The 14,639-nt window shown below is 73.0% G+C and carries 16 protein-coding genes; 10 read left to right on the top strand and 6 right to left on the bottom strand.

Annotation, left to right across the window (positions count from 1 at the left end; genetic code table 11):
• Positions 1–3: 3 nt before the first annotated feature.
• Positions 4–939: a DMT family transporter gene (locus ACFYZS_RS37420; protein WP_389023097.1), complete on the bottom strand. Its 936-nt coding sequence runs from the start codon at positions 937–939 to the stop codon at positions 4–6.
• 82 nt (positions 940–1,021) lie between these two features.
• On the opposite strand from ACFYZS_RS37420, the gene ACFYZS_RS37415 reads away from it, so the two are divergent.
• The 4 genes from ACFYZS_RS37415 (at position 1,022) to ACFYZS_RS37400 (ending at position 5,408) form a co-directional block, all read left to right on the top strand.
• Positions 1,022–1,966, top strand: a complete 945-nt coding sequence (locus ACFYZS_RS37415) for a LysR family transcriptional regulator (protein WP_389023094.1) — start codon at positions 1,022–1,024, stop codon at positions 1,964–1,966.
• A gap of 379 nt (positions 1,967–2,345) precedes the next feature.
• Positions 2,346–3,008, top strand: coding sequence for a deoxynucleoside kinase (locus ACFYZS_RS37410; protein ID WP_389023091.1), 663 nt, complete (start codon positions 2,346–2,348; stop codon positions 3,006–3,008).
• 29 nt (positions 3,009–3,037) lie between these two features.
• Positions 3,038–4,258, top strand: a complete 1,221-nt coding sequence (locus tag ACFYZS_RS37405; RefSeq protein ID WP_389023088.1) for a hypothetical protein — start codon at positions 3,038–3,040, stop codon at positions 4,256–4,258.
• A gap of 130 nt (positions 4,259–4,388) precedes the next feature.
• A complete protein-coding gene (locus ACFYZS_RS37400) occupies positions 4,389–5,408 on the top strand; it encodes an alcohol dehydrogenase catalytic domain-containing protein (RefSeq protein ID WP_389023086.1) in 1,020 nt (339 codons plus the stop codon).
• Positions 5,409–5,435: 27 nt separating this feature from the next.
• On the opposite strand, the gene ACFYZS_RS37395 is transcribed toward ACFYZS_RS37400, so the two are convergent.
• Positions 5,436–6,509 (bottom strand): AraC family transcriptional regulator, encoded by a 1,074-nt coding sequence (locus ACFYZS_RS37395; protein ID WP_389023083.1) that lies wholly within the window; start codon positions 6,507–6,509, stop codon positions 5,436–5,438.
• A 149-nt stretch (positions 6,510–6,658) separates the two neighbouring features.
• Here ACFYZS_RS37395 and ACFYZS_RS37390 point away from each other — a divergent pair, with 149 nt between their 5' ends.
• Both ACFYZS_RS37390 and ACFYZS_RS37385 read left to right on the top strand, forming a co-directional pair.
• Positions 6,659–7,444 (top strand): type 1 glutamine amidotransferase domain-containing protein, encoded by a 786-nt coding sequence (locus ACFYZS_RS37390; protein WP_389023079.1) that lies wholly within the window; start codon positions 6,659–6,661, stop codon positions 7,442–7,444.
• A 181-nt stretch (positions 7,445–7,625) separates the two neighbouring features.
• On the top strand, positions 7,626–8,126 hold the full coding sequence (locus ACFYZS_RS37385; RefSeq protein WP_389023076.1) for a VOC family protein: 501 nt from the start codon (positions 7,626–7,628) through the stop codon (positions 8,124–8,126).
• Positions 8,127–8,151: 25 nt separating this feature from the next.
• Here the strand turns inward: ACFYZS_RS37385 and ACFYZS_RS37380 are convergent, their stop codons facing one another.
• From ACFYZS_RS37380 to ACFYZS_RS37370, 3 genes are all read right to left on the bottom strand, one after another.
• The gene (locus tag ACFYZS_RS37380; protein ID WP_389023073.1) at positions 8,152–8,724 is read right to left on the bottom strand and encodes a dihydrofolate reductase family protein; all 573 of its coding nucleotides are present in this window, start codon (positions 8,722–8,724) and stop codon (positions 8,152–8,154) included.
• A gap of 83 nt (positions 8,725–8,807) precedes the next feature.
• Positions 8,808–9,545, bottom strand: coding sequence for an SRPBCC domain-containing protein (locus ACFYZS_RS37375; protein WP_389023070.1), 738 nt, complete (start codon positions 9,543–9,545; stop codon positions 8,808–8,810).
• Positions 9,542–10,240: an ArsR/SmtB family transcription factor gene (locus ACFYZS_RS37370; protein WP_389023068.1), complete on the bottom strand. Its 699-nt coding sequence runs from the start codon at positions 10,238–10,240 to the stop codon at positions 9,542–9,544. The genes ACFYZS_RS37375 and ACFYZS_RS37370 overlap by 4 nt, the downstream gene beginning before the upstream one ends.
• Positions 10,241–10,458: 218 nt before the next feature.
• On the opposite strand from ACFYZS_RS37370, the gene ACFYZS_RS37365 reads away from it, so the two are divergent.
• Positions 10,459–11,046 (top strand): ankyrin repeat domain-containing protein, encoded by a 588-nt coding sequence (locus tag ACFYZS_RS37365; RefSeq protein WP_389023066.1) that lies wholly within the window; start codon positions 10,459–10,461, stop codon positions 11,044–11,046.
• A complete protein-coding gene (locus ACFYZS_RS37360) occupies positions 11,043–12,176 on the top strand; it encodes a YncE family protein (RefSeq protein WP_389023064.1) in 1,134 nt (377 codons plus the stop codon). The genes ACFYZS_RS37365 and ACFYZS_RS37360 overlap by 4 nt, the downstream gene beginning before the upstream one ends.
• 42 nt (positions 12,177–12,218) lie before the next feature.
• On the opposite strand, the gene ACFYZS_RS37355 is transcribed toward ACFYZS_RS37360, so the two are convergent.
• Complete coding sequence (locus tag ACFYZS_RS37355; RefSeq protein WP_389023061.1) at positions 12,219–12,950, bottom strand: TioE family transcriptional regulator; 732 nt, start codon at positions 12,948–12,950, stop codon at positions 12,219–12,221.
• Positions 12,951–13,008: 58 nt separating this feature from the next.
• On the opposite strand from ACFYZS_RS37355, the gene ACFYZS_RS37350 reads away from it, so the two are divergent.
• Positions 13,009–14,211: an erythromycin esterase family protein gene (locus ACFYZS_RS37350; protein ID WP_389023059.1), complete on the top strand. Its 1,203-nt coding sequence runs from the start codon at positions 13,009–13,011 to the stop codon at positions 14,209–14,211.
• A 58-nt stretch (positions 14,212–14,269) separates the two neighbouring features.
• Complete coding sequence (locus tag ACFYZS_RS37345) at positions 14,270–14,632, top strand: hypothetical protein (protein WP_389023056.1); 363 nt, start codon at positions 14,270–14,272, stop codon at positions 14,630–14,632.
• Positions 14,633–14,639: the final 7 nt, after the last annotated feature.

Below are 14,639 nucleotides of genomic sequence, written 5' to 3'. Positions count from 1 at the left end.
CGGTCAGGCGCCGGTAGGTGTCATCGGCCGACCTGCGCGCTCCTCCTTCCCGGCGTGCTGCGCAGTGCGGTGGGCGCGCTCGACGGCCTGGCCCCAGTAGGTTCCGGTGATCATGAGAGCGGCGCCCAGGAAGGCCCATGCGGTGAGCCGTTCGCCGCCGAGGGCGATCCCGACCGCGACCGCCCAGATCGGTTCGGTGCCCAGCAGGAGGCTCGCCCGGCTGGCGGAGGTGCGTTGCACGGCCCAGGTCTGGGCGAGGAAGGCGAACACGCTGCAGAACAGGGCGAGATAGACCAACTGTGCCCAGGTGGCGGCACTGCTGCCGGCCAGGTCCGGGAGGTGCGCGATCGCGGCCGGCAGGAACAGCGCCGAGCCGACGACGGTCTGGACCGTCGTCAGGTGCAACGGGTCCACGGGGCGGCCGGCGGTGAGCCGTCCGACGAGCGCGACGTGCCCGGCCCGGACGACCGCGGCGGCGAGCATCAGCCCGTCCCCCAGCCGGGGTGCGTGCAGTCCGGTGCCGGAGATGAGCAGTCCGACGGCCAGGACGCAGAGGCCTGCGGCGAGGAAGAACGTCACGGGCAGCGCGGGGCGTCCCCCGGTCCGGTCCATCAGCGGTGTGAGCACGATGGTCAAGCTGATGATCAGTCCGGCGTTCGCGGCGCTGGTGTGCGCCACCCCGTAGGTCTCCAGCACGAGAACGGCCGCCTGGGTGACGCCCAGGAGCACCCCGATGCGCACCTCCGCCCGCGTCCAGCGGCGCGGCCGGCGGCGCGCGGCGACCAGGGCGCCACAGGCGAGCGCGGAGATCGCGTACCGGGCGAACAGGACCACCAGGACGGGAAGGAGGACGGTGGCCGTCTTGGCTGCCAGATAACTGGAGCCCCAGACGAGCGCGACCAACAGGAGTACCGCATCGGTACGGCGGGCAACAGGCATGCCCCACACGCTGCACGACGTGGGACGTTGAAGGCCATGACCAACTTCTTAAACCAACTTGTAGCAGCCCTACACTGTGGGCATGGATGAGCGGCAGTTGCGGATCCTGCGCGAGCTGGGTGAGCTGGGAAGCGTCAGTGCGGTCGCCGAGGCGCTGCATGTGACGCCTTCCGCGATCTCGCAGCAGCTGAGGCTGCTGCAGCGCTCGATTCCCGTACCGCTCACCGAACGGGCCGGGCGTCGGGTGGTGCTGACCGACGCCGGGCACGCCCTGGCCGGGGCGGCCATCGAGGTGGAGACCGCGCTGGCCCGGGCCCGGCACACCATCACCGATTTCGCGGAGCAGCCCGACGGCAAGGTGTCGATGGCGGCGTTCCACAGCGCGGGCTCCGCGTTCTTCCCGCTGATGCTGCGCGTCTTCGCCGGCCCGGACCGCCCCCGTCTGACCCTCGCCGACGAGGACGTCGCCCAGGACCGCTTCCCCGCCCTCACGCGCGACTACGATCTCGTGCTCGCCCACCGCCTCGACCACGGTCCGCCGTGGCCGCGCACCGTGGCCGCCACCACCCTGCTGCACGAGCCCCTCGACATCGCCCTGCCCGTCGGCCACCCGCTGGCCTCCCGCCCGCAGCTCTCGCCGCAGGACGTGGCCGACCAGCCCTGGATCACCGTCCACGACGGCTTCCCGCTCATGGCCACCATCGAGGCCATCGCCGGCGTCGCCAACCGCCGGCTCGACATCGTCCACCGCATCAACGAGTTCGCGGTGGTCGCGGAGGCGGTGGCCGCCGGCGGCGGCCTGGCGCTGATGCCGCGCTGGACCACCCGCGTGCACCCCGACGTCATCCTCAGGCCGTTGAGCGGGGTGCACGCCCGACGCCGCATCGACGTGCTCCACCGGCCCGAGCGCACCGCGCGCAAGGCCGTCCGTACGGTCCTCGCCGAGCTGCACCGCGCCGCCGCGGCGATCCGGGGCCGGGACCCCGGCGGCCGCCCGGGGGACGCCGGCACGCGCGCCCTGTCCTGAGCCGGACGCGAAGTCCTCCGGCTCGGGACCGAGTTGGCCTGGCGACCCCGGGCAAGGGGTCCGACGCCGTCCGGGCTCACCCGTGAACGTCGCTGATCGCCCCGGCGACCGCCGCATGGCCAGTACGGGGTCGATCGTCATTTAAGATTCAAGACGGCCGCTGGGCTGCGGCTCGTCACCGTGCGCGGCGGCCGTGGAACGGTCAGGCCGGCCGGTCGAAAAGAGCGGCCTGTGTCAGAGCCCTGGTCCCCGTCGGGGACCACATGACGCTGATCATGAAGATCCCGGGGAATCGCGTGACCACCGGCGTGCGTCTCAGTGGTGTGGGGCGCCCAGCCCACCCGCCCACGAACAGAAGACCCCCAGGGAGAAGTGAGGGATGCCAGTGATCTGCGTCGGAGGCATGATCGGAATCGGCAAGACGAGCGTCGCCGAGCTGCTCGCCAAGGAGCTGGGCAGCGAAGTCTTCTACGAGAGCGTGGACGACAACCCGATCCTTCCGCTCTTCTACACGGCGAGCCCCGAGGAGATCCAGGCCAAGCGCTACCCCTTCCTGCTCCAGCTGTACTTCCTCCAGACGCGGTTCGCCGCGATCAAGGAGGCGTACAAGCAGGGGGACAACGTCCTCGACCGGTCCATCTACGAGGACTGGTACTTCGCCAAGGTCAATCACGACCTGGGCCGCATCAGCTCCCTCGAGATGCAGGTGTACGAGGGCCTGCTGGGCGAGATGATGCGCGAAATCGACGGCCTGCCGTACCGCAAGGCACCCGACCTCATGGTCTATCTCAAGGCGGACTTCGAGACGGTGCTGTACCGGATCGGGCTGCGGGGCCGCGGTTTCGAACAGGACGAAAGCCTCGTCGAGTACTACCGGACGCTGTGGTCGGGCTACGACGACTGGGTGCACAAGCACTACTCGGCCAGCGACGTCCTCGTCGTCGACATGAACCACACGGACGTGGTGAACAACCCCGAGGACGCGGCCCGCGTGGCGCAGGAGGTCAAGGACGCCCTGGCGGCGGTCGAACACCGGGTCTGAGGCCGGCCGTCCGTGGGCAGCCTCGGGCCATGGCCCTGAAGATATCGTGGCTGCACCGCGCGATCGCGGATGCCGACCTGCTCAACGTGTACTGGTTCCACGAGGAGGACGGGCAGGCACGGCGCGCCGCGCCGGGCGGGCTCGGCTCCTCCTACGTGCGGCGCACCGAGGTGTACGTGGCCCACGCCCCGCAGGAGGCGGCCGTCTGGAATGCCGCTGCCCTCGCCTACCTGAGTGCACTCCGCCCTGCCGTGAAGGAACTGGAGCGGGTCGAGGAGCGCGTCCGGCCATGGCGCGGGCGATGGGTGGGCCGGCGGTGGGCCGAGGCGACGTACGCGAGGGCCGAGGCCGCCTTCCTGGAGCGGGTGGAGCCCGCGGCAGCCGCCTACCGGCTGGTGCGGGAGGCCGTGGAGCGAAGGATGGCCGAAGGGAACGCGGGGCGGGCAGAGGCGGGCCGGCGTGCCGACCAGGAACGGGAACAGCGGCGGAAGAAGGCCCGCGCCCGGTTCGAGGCGTGGGAGCGGCGCCAGGCGGCCGCAGACCGGCCGCTACCCGGCGCAGGCACTCCGCGGGAGCTGGCGGCGCGGGGCGAAACACCGCAGGACTGGCCCGCCGAGCTGCGGGAGACGGTCGGTGACATCGACACCTGGTGGGAGCGCGTGCGCGGATCGGTCCGCAACGAGCGGGCTCGCGAGGAGGCCGTACGGCAGGTGGTCGAGGTGATCACCGAGACCGTGGCGGGCCTGGAGTCGGCCGGCCGGCCGGGCATCGGCGCCGTCAAGGACAGGCCGGACCAGTTGCGCCACGGATGGTGGGTGGACTTCACCTGGTCCGGCCTGCCGGAAGCCACCTGGCTCGGGCCACCGCCGGACATGCCGACGGGGCACCTGAACGCAGGACGGTGGGAGGACGACGTCTACCACCCGGACCGGATGCTCCTCACGCGGAGCCCGTTCGGTGCCTACGGTCTGGCGGTCGTGACCAGTGAGAACATCGGGAACGGACTGGCCACCCTGTACAAGTGGCAGGAATGGGACATCGAGGAGTTCGCGCAGGCGCTGCTCCCCGAACTGCTCGACTACACCATGACCCACGCTTTCGAGGTCTCGGTGAGCCTGCCCATCACGGACCACGCCGATCCGGCCGTCTTCGTGCCGTACGCCGAGGAGGTCGCACGCCGGGCGACCGCGGCCTTCCGGGCGGTGGCGGCCGGTCATCGGCGCGCGTTGGGCGACGGACCATCCGGCTGACAGTCCCGTCGTCAGCGCGTGGGTACGCGATCACGGGGCGGGGCGTGTGCTGTTCTCCGTACAGCGCCCCCGGCTCGCATTCCGCGGCGCCGCCGCAACCCACGGCAACGGCTTCCACCCGAGGTGAGACATGTCTGAGTACCGCGCCGTCCAGGTGACCGGATCCCGCAATTTCGAGCTCGTCACCCGGGAGGTCGAGCCGCCGCCCGCGGGGCACGTACGGATCAGGGTGGAGGCTTGCGGCGTCTGCCATTCGGACGTCCTCGCGGTGGAGGGGCTGCGGGCCGATCCCGCGGTGCCCGTCGTACCCGGCCACGAGGTGGTCGGGGTCATCGACGCGTTGGGGGACGGCGTGTCCGCCTGGCAGGTCGGTGACCGCGTCGGCGTCGGCTATCTCGGCGGCCACTGCGGGGAGTGTGGACCCTGCCGGCGCGGTGACTTCGTCAACTGCGAGAACCAGCATCAGACGGGGACCACCAACGACGGTGGATACGCCGAGGTCATCACCGCCAAGAGCACTGGCCTGGTCGGGATTCCGGAGGGGCTGTCCGCCGTGGACGCCGCCCCTCTGCTGTGCGCCGGTCTCACCGTCTACAGCGCCCTGCGGCAGGCTGACAGCCGTCCCGGGGCGCTGGTGGCCGTGCAGGGCATCGGCGGTCTCGGCCATCTGGGGCTGCAGTACGCCGACAAGCTCGGCTACCGGGTCGCCGCCATCGCCCGCGGCGAGGAAAAGCGTGCGCTGGCGCTGCGGCTGGGGGCCGATGAGTACGTCGACAGCGCCGCCGGGGACCCGGGCCAGGCGCTGCGGCAGCTGGGCGGAGCCACTGCCATTCTGGCCACGGCGTCGAGCGGCGCCTCGATGACGCCTCTGGTTCCCGGCCTCGCTCCGCGCGGGAAGATGATCGTCCTCGGAGCCGCCACGGATCCCATCGAAGTCGCCACGCCGGACCTCATCTTCGGGGGCCGCAGCATCACGGGCAGCCTCACCGGCACGTCGATCGACAACGAGGACAACCTCGATTTCGCCGTCCGGCGGGGCATCCGTCCGATGACGGAGGTCTTCCCACTGGCCGAGGCGCCCAGGGCCTACGAGCACATGATGTTCGGACGGGCGCGCTTCCGTGCCGTCCTCGACATGACGGCCGGCTGATCCTCACCCGGGCCCTGGGGGGTGTCGTCAAAGTCCCTTCCGGCCGGCCGCGGCCCCGCCCCGACCTGTGACGCCCGAGGTCCGGGCCCGGTACGTGCCGGGGGTGATGCCCTCCCAGCGGGTGAAGGCGCGGACCAGGGCCGTGGCTCCGCTCAGGCCGACGAGGGGGGCGATCCGGTCGAGCGGCAGGTCCGTGGTCTCCAGCAGCCGGCGGGCCCGGTGGTGGCGGGCGGCGGCAAGGAGGGCCCTCCAGGAGGTTCCCTCCTCCTGGAGGGCCCGGCGCAGGGTGCGGGGGCCGAGGTGGAGGCCCCTGCCCGCGTCGGCGGGGCCGGTGCCGTCGAGCGGGGCGTGGTCGAGCCATTGCCGGACCCGCTCCGCGAGGGTCGCGGACGGCGACAGTTCGCGCAGCAGCCGGTCGGCGTAGGCCCGGTGCAGGGCGCCGAGTTCGGGATCGTGCGGGGCCCTGGGCAGGTCGAGGTCGCGGTTGGCCACGGTGATCGCGTTCTCGGGGGCGTCGAAGGCGACGGGGCAGCCGAGGATCCGGGCGTACGGTTCGGCGGAGCCGGTACGGGAGTGGGTGAAGGACGCCGACATCGGCGCCCAGTCGTCCCCCGCGACCCAGCGGGCGGCCCGCACCATGGCGGCGACGACCGCCTCGACCTGCTGCGGGTGCATGGTCGCGGGGTCGACGGTCGGCCGGTAGCGGATGCGGGTGGTCCCGCCGCCGCGGTGCGCGGTGACCGTACCGGCCTGGCTGACCAGGGGGTGGTAGCGGACCGCCGCCTCGACGGCTTCCGCGAGGCTCGCGCTGGTGAGGACCACGTGTCCGAGGACGTGCAGGCTGCCCGGCTTGATCGCGTCCCCGAGCCGGAGACCGGCGTGCGGATCGCCGTCCCCGGTGCCGATCACCCTGTCCCAGAGGGCGCGCACCTCGGTGAACGGGAGCCGGTCCAGGGGCGAGGCCCAGGACCCGGGCGCCGTGGTGCCGTCGGCTCCGGCGGCCGCGTCGGCCCCTTCGGCCGTGTGGGCCGCGTCCGTCGTGGCGTTCAGGACGGCCTGCGCGTAGCACACGGCGACGGTGGACGGCTCGATGCTGGACATGGCGGCCAGTCAATGCCGGGGCGCGGTCCGCAGTCAACCGGCGGCGGGGGCCGGGGAGTCAACGACGTGGCCGCCAGGGTCAATGACCGGGCCCGGCGGCGCTCCTAGGGTCGGGCTGCCCGTTGCGTGCGCACCTGAAGGAGCCCCTCTTGATCGTCTTTCTGCTGCCCTCGTCCGGGTACGACCCCACCGAAGCGGCCGTGCCCTGGGCCGCGTTGCGGGACGCCGGGTACGACGTACGGTTCGCCACGCCCGACGGGCGGGTGGCTCTGGCCGACCGCCGCCTGACCGAGACCGGCTTCTCCTGGCTCTCCCCCTGGCTGATGACCCGGCGCGCCGAGCTGGCGGCCTACGGGCGGCTGACCGAGGACCCCCGCTTCCGTGCCCCGCTGTCCTACGCCGAGGTCGATCCGGCGCGGCTGACGGGATTGTTCGTTCCGGGCGGGCACGCCCCGGGGATGCGCACGCTGCTGGAGGACGCGGCCGCGCAGCGGCTGTTCGCGCGGGTCTTCCTGGCGGGGCTGCCGGTGGGGGCGGTGTGCCACGGGGTGTTGCTGGCGGCGCGCGCGAAGGACCCCGCGACCGGCCGGTCGGTGCTGTACGGACGGCGGACCACGGCCCTGACCTCGCTGCTGGAACTCACCGCCTGGAACCTGACCCGGATGTGGCTGGGCCGCTACTACCGGACCTACCCGGCCACCGTCCAGGCGGAGGTCACCGCGGCCCTCGCCGATCCGGGCCACTTCCTGGCCGGCCCGCCGCTGCCGGTCCGGGACACCTCGGCGCGTCCCGGCCGCGGGTTCACCGTACGGGACGGCAACTACGTCTCCGCCCGCTGGCCGGGCGACTGCCACCGGCTGGCGGCGGACTACCTCGCGCTGGTCCGCTCGCACCGACGCTCCCCCGCACCCTCCGCCACGGAGAGCGGAAACTGACGGGGCACGGCCGCCGGCGACCACCGCCGGGCGGTCTCCGTGGGTGCGGGGCGGACACGGTCGGGTGTGATCGGTCGGGAGTGATCGGTGCGGCAGATCACGCCGGTAGTTCGAATTTGAACGTTATGCTGGAGGCGCCCACATCGAGCCAGACCATTCGAGCCACCGGGAGTGCTGCCGCATGTCCGTCCGCCGCCTGAACCACGCCGTGCTCTGGATCCGCGACGTCGAGCGCTCCGTGGCGTTCTACACCGACGTCTTCGGATTCCAGGTCGATCACCTGACCGCCGGTCGCGCCGCCTTCCTGAGCGCCCCCGGCAGCCTCAACGACCACGACCTCGGGCTGTTCGCGATCGGCGCCGACGCGCCCGGTCCCGAGCAGGGCCGGGTCGGCCTCTACCACCTGGCCTGGGAGGTGGGCACCCTCGGCGAGCTCGCCGAGCTGGGCCGCAAGCTCACCGATCGCGGCGCGCTGGTCGGTGCGAGCGACCACCTGGTCTCCAAGTCCTTCTACGCCAAGGACCCGGACGGCAACGAGTTCGAGGTGATGTGGCGCGTCCCCCGCGAGGACTGGCCCGCCGAGGACGCCGACCTGCGCCCCGGCCCGCTCGACCTGCAGGCGGCGATGGCGCGCTGGGGCGCGGACCTCGCGACGGGTTCGGCGGCCGGCTCCGCCACCTGAGCGGGACGTGCGTGCGGGCGCCCGGTCAGCGGACGACGTCGAAGACCTGCTTCTGGAGGCCGTTCGAGTAGGCCTCGTACTCGACCAGCTTCAGCTTCTGGGTGTCCTTGTCCGCCGTGCTGAACAGGCGCTTTCCCGCTCCGAGCAACAGCGGGAAGACCAGCAGGTGGTAGCGGTCGATCAGGCCCGCGTCCGAGAGGTCGCGGTTCAGCCGGGCGCTGCCGTGGACGATGATCGGGCCGCCGTCGGTCTCCTTGAGCGCGGCGACGTCCTCGAGTGAGCGCAGGATGGTGGTCTCACCCCAGTCGGAGACGAGGTCGTCGTCCGTGAGGGTGGTGGAGACGACGTACTTCGGCATCGTCTTGTAGCGCGCGAACTCGGCCATCTGCGGCCACACGGGGCTGAAGGCCTCGTAGCTGGTCCGGCCCATGAGGACGGCGGTGGACTCCTGCTGTTCGCGCCCCTTGATCTCGAACGCCTCGGGGACGAAGTCGATGTCCTTGAAGGTCCAGCCGGAGTTGCGGTAGCCGGGTTCGCCGCCCGGTGCCTCGACGACCCCGTCGAGCGAGATGAAGGCCGTGCTGATCAGAGTGCGCATGGGAGGCGGCTCCTCGTTGTCTTGGACGGGCGTTGTCGTGTTGGACGGGCGTTGCGCGTGCGCGAGCCTGCTCGCGGCGCGGGTCAGGTGAAGAGGGAGTCCAGCCACTGCTGCCAGGCGGTTTCGGCGCGGTCCGTGTCCGGGCCGAAGAGGTGGTGGAACATCAACGCGATGCCGGGGCCGTGGTGGAAGGTGTAGAGGCCGTCGGAGGTACGGACCTCGAAGCGTTCGCCGTCCGCCCAGGTCACTTCGCCGTCGACCGGGGGCAGGCCGGCCGGCGCCGCGGACGCCCGCGCACCCGCGGTGACCGGGCTCGGCAGTGACAGCCCGCGGACGAGGGCTGCCCGGACCTGCTGCGCGGGGGTCGCGCCCGTGAGCGCCATGGCGAAGACCGGGACGCCGGTGCGCCCGGGGAAGTGGGTCAGGTACTCGCGGAGCGTGTGGAGGTGGAAGGGCCAGCCGCGGCGCAGTGCGTCGTACTCGTCCTGCCAGTCGTCACCGAGCATGCCGCCGTGGACGACGCGCAGGACGGTGCTGCCGCCGTCGCGCCCCTCGATCAGGTACTCGAAGGCCATGAAGCGGCCGTCGTCACCGGTGGCGGTGCGGGAGGCCAGGCGTTTGCCCGGTTCGTAGGCGGTGATGCGGGCTTCCTGCCGGTTGCCGCCGGTGTCCATGGCGGCGGTGCCGCCCACGCGCGGCTCGAGTTCGTTGCGCCCCATGAACCAGGAGTCGATCCCGGGTCCGGTGGCGATCGCCTCCCAGACCTGTTCGGGGCTCGCCGGCAGGACGATCTCCTGCTCGATCTCGAACGGGTGCGTCATCGCGGGTTCTCCTGTCGTACTCCGGATTCGCGTCCGGATCCGGTTCCGGTTCCTTCTCCCCGGGTCTCCCCGGGACGGTGCTGCGGTTCGGCCTTCTCCCCGGCGGTGCCGGGCGGTGCGGTGGGGATCTGATGGAGGCCGACGACCACCCGGTGGCTGCGGCCCTGAGGGGCGCTCTCGTCGTGGTAGCGGCTGACGAGGGCCGTCACGGTCTGGGTCAGCTCTTCGGCGAACGCCATCCGGTCCGCCGCGGAGGCGAACCGTACCTCGGCGTCGATCGCGAAGGTGGCGACCCGCCGCCGAGCCCGGGACGCGCCGGTCACCAGGGCTCCGACCTCCTGCACCAGCCGGGACCCCAGCGCCAGCAGCCAGTGGGCCGAGAGCTGGTCCGGGGACCGGGAGGGGTCCGGGCTGACGGAGGCCAGGGCGCTGGGAGAGATCACGTAGGAAGCGGCGGTGGCGGCGTAGATCCGCTCGGTGACGTTGCCCTTGCGCCGTTCCTCGGCGAGCTCGACCAGCCCGTGCCGCTCCAGTTCCTTGAGGTGGTAGTTGACCTTCTGCCTGGGCAGCCCCAGGCGGACGGCCAGCATGGCGGCCGAGCCGGGCTCGGCGAGGGCCGCGAGGATCCGGGACCGCATCGGGTCCAGGGAGGCCTCGGCGGCGGCGGGTTCTTCGATCACGGCGACGTCCAGCACCGTCCCAGGATCCGACCGACAAAATTATTTGTCAAGACAAGGAGATCTGTCGGACGCTGCCGGTGGGCGCGCCGTGGAGCCGACGGCGGTCCCTTGCGCATCGACCGATCGGATGACGAGCGGGAGCCGGTCCGGGGGCGGGGCGGCGCCGGGGGTGGGGGGAGGATCGGGACCAGGACAGGCGGCCGCGAGGCCGTGGAGCGGATGAGGGGTACGGGATGAAGGCCGTCGATCGTCAGTTGCTGGACGCCGCACGCGCGGGGGACGCCGAGGCCGTACGGGCGGCCGTCGAAGGGGGCGCGAACATCGAGGTGCGCGATGCGGAGCTGCGCACGCCGCTGCTGCTCGCCTCCCTCGGGAACCACGTCGAGGCGGCCCGGGCGCTCGTGGCGGCGGGCGCCGACGTCGACGCACAGGATGCCCGGCAGGACAGCGCCTGGCTGGTCACCGGGGTGACCGGCAGCGTGGCGATGCTGCGCACGCTGCTCCCGGCGGGGCCGGACCTGCGGCTCACCAACCGGTTCGGCGGCGTGTCGCACATCCCCGCGAGCGAGCGCGGGCACGTCGCGTACGTACGGGAGGTGCTGGCGGTCACGGACATCGACGTCGACCACGTCAACCGGCTCGGCTGGACCGCCCTGTTGGAGGCCGTGATCCTCGGCGACGGGGGCCCGGCCCACCAGGAGATCGTACGGCTGCTGCTCGCGGCCGGGGCGGACCGGGAACTGGCCGACGGCGACGGGGTGTCGGCGCTCGCCCACGCGGAGCGGCGCGGGTACGCCGAGATCGCGGAGCTGCTGCGGTGAGGGCGCCGCGGGCACCCCGGGCCGGAGCCCGCCTGACGGCACTGCTCCTGGCCGGGGCGGCCGTGCTCGCCGGATGCGCCGCGGGCGGGGGCGGTACGGGCGCCACCGACGGGGCCGGGGCAGCGGCGGCGCCGCGGGTCAAACCGTCGGCGCTCGGCGCGGGCACGCCCACGGCGCACGGCACCCTCCTGGTCACCGACTTCGGCGGTTCGACCGTGACCTTCGTGGACCCCGCGAGCGGCCCGGTCGGCGCGGTGGAGGTGGGGACCGCGCCCTACGGACTGGCCCTCGGAGCCGACGGGCGGGCCTGGGTCGCCACGGCGGAGGGGGTCGCCGTGGTGGACACCGCCACCCGCACCGGCCTGGGCCGCATCCCGTACCGCACCCCCAGCGGGCCCGTGACCACCGGCGAGTACCGGGGCGGCGGGATGGGCATCGCGCTCGCGCCCGACGGGCGGCGACTGTACGTGGGGGTCAACGTGCCCGGCGGCCCGGGGGTGCTGGAGGTCATCGACACGGCGACCCGTACGGTGACCGCGACCGTGCCCGTCGGCCGCCGCCCCTTCGACGTGGACGTCGCGGCGGACGGCGGCGAGGTGTACGCGACCGGGCACGACTCGTACGACGTGACGGCGGTCCGCGCCGACACCCTCGCGGCGCGGCGGCTGATGGTCGCCCCGTACGGGGAACGGGGCCTCGGCTCCTGGCTGAAGCCGCACTACGCGGTGGTGCGGCCCTCCGACGGGCGGCTGTTGCTGCCGTTCGAGGGCGAGAGGCTCGCGGTGCTCGACCCCGGCACGGGCCGGGTCTCCGCCCTGCCGATGACCGCGGACGTCCACCAGCACGGGGCCGCCCTCGCCCCCGACGGCACGCTGCTGGTGGTCGGCGCGCCGGAGGGCGGGGACGGAGCCTCGCTGACGGTCCGGTCCCCCGGCGGGACGGAGCGCACGATCCCGCTGGACGGGCCTCACGAGGACGTCGCGCTCACCCCGGACGGCCGCACCGCGTACGTCACGGGCGGCTTCACGCGGGACGGGTACTGGGACGGGATCACCGTCGTGGACCTGCCGGCCGGTACGACGCGCCGGCTCCCGGCCGGCGCCCGCCCGCTGGGCGTCGTGGTGCTGTAGGGCGCCGCCGGCGGGCCGCGCGGCCGGCCGGTCCGGGGGCTCTCATCCGCGTGCCCGGAGGTACGCCTCCAACTCCGCGCTCCCGTTCAGCATCGCCCGCCCGCGCGCGGACAGCCGGGCGCGCCAGTCGTGCAGCGCGGCCTCCAGCGGCTCGAGCCCGCCGGCCTCGCGCACCTGGGCGATCAGCGGGGCGATGCGGTCCAGCAGGTAGCCGCCCCGCCTGAGTTGGTGGGCGAGCCGGGCGTCCCGTACGTCGGCCTCGTCGTAGACGCGGTACCCGGTCAGCGGGTCGCGGCGGGGTCGCACCAGCCCGGCGCGCTCCCATTTGCGCAGCGTCGCGGGCCGGATTCCCAGCGTCCGCGCCAGCAGGCCGATGAACACGCCCTCGGGCCCGGAGGCGTCGGCCGGATCGGGCCCGGCGGCGGGCCCCAGGTCGCGGAGGGCACTCTCCACCGCCTGGAGGGTCCGCCGGTCGTCGAGGAGCTGGGCGTGGCTCTCGTCGATGAGGCGCAGCGCATCGTCGACCGCGCCCTCGTTGACGGCCCGCATGATCGATGTCGCCGTCCGGTGGCCGTGGGCGGGCACCAGGGCGAGGAACGCGCGCAGGGCCCCCGCGTGCAGCGAGGTGTAGGTGCGGTAGCCGTGGGCCGTGCGGCCGGCGGCCGGAAGGATGCCGGCCTCCTCGTAGTTCCTGACCGCCTGCGTGGACAGACCGTGCACGCGCGCCAGATCAATCGACCTGAGTCGTTCGCCGCTTTGAAGGTTTTCCCGCATGCGGCCCACGGTATCGCGGAAAAGTTTCAACCGAAGGTTCAAAGATACCGTTGAAGGCATGGCTACTGACATCGAGGACAGCGCCCGCCCCGTCGAGGCTTCCGCCGTCATGGGGCTGCTCCCGGCCCGGCCCCGGCTGCTCGCCCTGGGCGAGCCCACCCACGGCGAGGACACCCTGCTCCGGCTGCGCAACGAGCTCTTCCGGCAGCTCGTCGAGCAGGAGGGCTACCGGACGATCGCGATCGAGAGCGACTGCATGGCGGGGCTGGTCGTGGACGACTACGTCACCGCGGGCACGGGGACCCTCGACGAGGTCATGGAGCACGGGTTCAGCCACGGCTGGGGCGCCTCGGCCGGCAACCGCGAGCTGGTGCGCTGGATGCGCGCCCACAACGACGTCCGCCCCGCCTCCGAGCGGGTCCGCTTCGCCGGCTTCGACGGCCCGCTCGAGATCACGCACGCGGCGAGCCCCCGGCAGGCCCTCACCGCGCTCCACGCTCACCTCGCGCCCCGGGTGGACGCGGAGCTGCTCCCCTGCACCGCGGCAACGCTCGACCGGCTGCTCGGTGACGACGACCGGTGGACCGATCCCGCCGCGATGACGGACCCGGCCCGGTCCGTGGGGCAGTCGGCCGAGGCCGCTCGGCTGCGGGTGCTCGCCGACGACCTGGTGGCGCTGCTCGAGGCGCAGGCACCGCACCTGATCGCGGCGACCTCGCGGGAGGACTGGGACCGGGCGCGCCTGTACGGGCGCACCGCGGCCGGCCTGCTGCGCTACCACCACTGGATGGCCGACGACTCGCCGGCCCGCATGGCGCGGCTGTGCGCGCTGCGGGATCTGACGATGGCCGACAACCTGCTCGCCGTCGCCGCCCGGGGCCCGGCGCTCGTCCACGCCCACAACGCCCATCTCCAGCGGGAGAAGAGCACGATGCAGATGTGGCAGGGGCCGGTGGAGTGGTGGAGCGCCGGTGCGCTGGTGAGCACCCGGCTCGGCGAGGAGTACGCCTTCCTGGCCACGGCCCTCGGCACGATCCGGCACCAGGGAGTGGACACGCCGCCGCCGGACACCATCGAAGGCCTCCTGTACGCACTCCCGGAGGACCGCTGCCTCGTCGACGCTCCCCGGCTGGCCACCGCCCTCGCCGACACGCCGCCCGTGCCCCGCGTCTCCCCCTGGTTCGGCTACGCCCCCTTCGACCCGGCCCACTTGGCGGACAGCGACGGCATCGTGTTCGTCAAGGACCTCCCGCGGGATTAGGAAGTGTCCGGCCTCGTGATGCGGTGTGGGCCGCGCCGTCTCGCGGCACACTGACCCCATGACGCACTCTTCCTCCCGCGCCGTCGGAGGTTCCTCACTCTCCCTGTGGTCCAAGGACTCCTTCCTGTCGATCGGCTCGGTGGGGTCCGTGCTGTCGATCGGGTCGGTGGGCAGCGCGCTGTCCATCGGCTCGATCGGCTCCGCCCTGTCCGTCGGCTCGATCGGCTCCGCGATGTCGCTGGTGTCGTACGGGTCGCTTCAGAGCATCGGAAGCGTGCTGTCCGTCCAAGCCCGGTGGTCCCTGCTGACCGCGGGCCCGTACCGCGCGCTCGGCCCGCGCGGCACGCGCACCGTGCTCGGCGTGGGCGGCCTCGCGGTGGTCGGCGCGGTCGCCCTGCTGACGCGGGGCATCAGGCGGTGACGGACCC

Origin of the sequence: Streptomyces sp. NPDC001903 (assembly GCF_042891345.1) — a bacterium.
Lineage (GTDB): Bacteria > Actinomycetota > Actinomycetes > Streptomycetales > Streptomycetaceae > Streptomyces.
Note: the sequence above shows the minus strand (reverse complement) of the source record. Positions and strands in the feature narration are given on the sequence as shown.

Excerpts from the sequence above, each read along its gene's own strand:
- ACFYZS_RS37420 (WP_389023097.1), bottom strand. The coding sequence starts at position 939 with ATGCCTGTTGCCCGCCGTACCGATGCGGTACTCCTGTTGGTCGCGCTC.
- ACFYZS_RS37415 (WP_389023094.1), top strand. The coding sequence starts at position 1,022 with ATGGATGAGCGGCAGTTGCGGATCCTGCGCGAGCTGGGTGAGCTGGGA.
- ACFYZS_RS37410 (WP_389023091.1), top strand. The coding sequence starts at position 2,346 with ATGCCAGTGATCTGCGTCGGAGGCATGATCGGAATCGGCAAGACGAGC.
- ACFYZS_RS37405 (WP_389023088.1), top strand. The coding sequence starts at position 3,038 with ATGGCCCTGAAGATATCGTGGCTGCACCGCGCGATCGCGGATGCCGAC.
- ACFYZS_RS37400 (WP_389023086.1), top strand. The coding sequence starts at position 4,389 with ATGTCTGAGTACCGCGCCGTCCAGGTGACCGGATCCCGCAATTTCGAG.
- ACFYZS_RS37395 (WP_389023083.1), bottom strand. The coding sequence starts at position 6,509 with ATGTCCAGCATCGAGCCGTCCACCGTCGCCGTGTGCTACGCGCAGGCC.
- ACFYZS_RS37385 (WP_389023076.1), top strand. The coding sequence starts at position 7,626 with ATGTCCGTCCGCCGCCTGAACCACGCCGTGCTCTGGATCCGCGACGTC.
- ACFYZS_RS37380 (WP_389023073.1), bottom strand. The coding sequence starts at position 8,724 with ATGCGCACTCTGATCAGCACGGCCTTCATCTCGCTCGACGGGGTCGTC.
- ACFYZS_RS37375 (WP_389023070.1), bottom strand. The coding sequence starts at position 9,545 with ATGACGCACCCGTTCGAGATCGAGCAGGAGATCGTCCTGCCGGCGAGC.
- ACFYZS_RS37365 (WP_389023066.1), top strand. The coding sequence starts at position 10,459 with ATGAAGGCCGTCGATCGTCAGTTGCTGGACGCCGCACGCGCGGGGGAC.
- ACFYZS_RS37355 (WP_389023061.1), bottom strand. The coding sequence starts at position 12,950 with ATGCGGGAAAACCTTCAAAGCGGCGAACGACTCAGGTCGATTGATCTG.
- ACFYZS_RS37350 (WP_389023059.1), top strand. The coding sequence starts at position 13,009 with ATGGCTACTGACATCGAGGACAGCGCCCGCCCCGTCGAGGCTTCCGCC.
- ACFYZS_RS37345 (WP_389023056.1), top strand. The coding sequence starts at position 14,270 with ATGACGCACTCTTCCTCCCGCGCCGTCGGAGGTTCCTCACTCTCCCTG.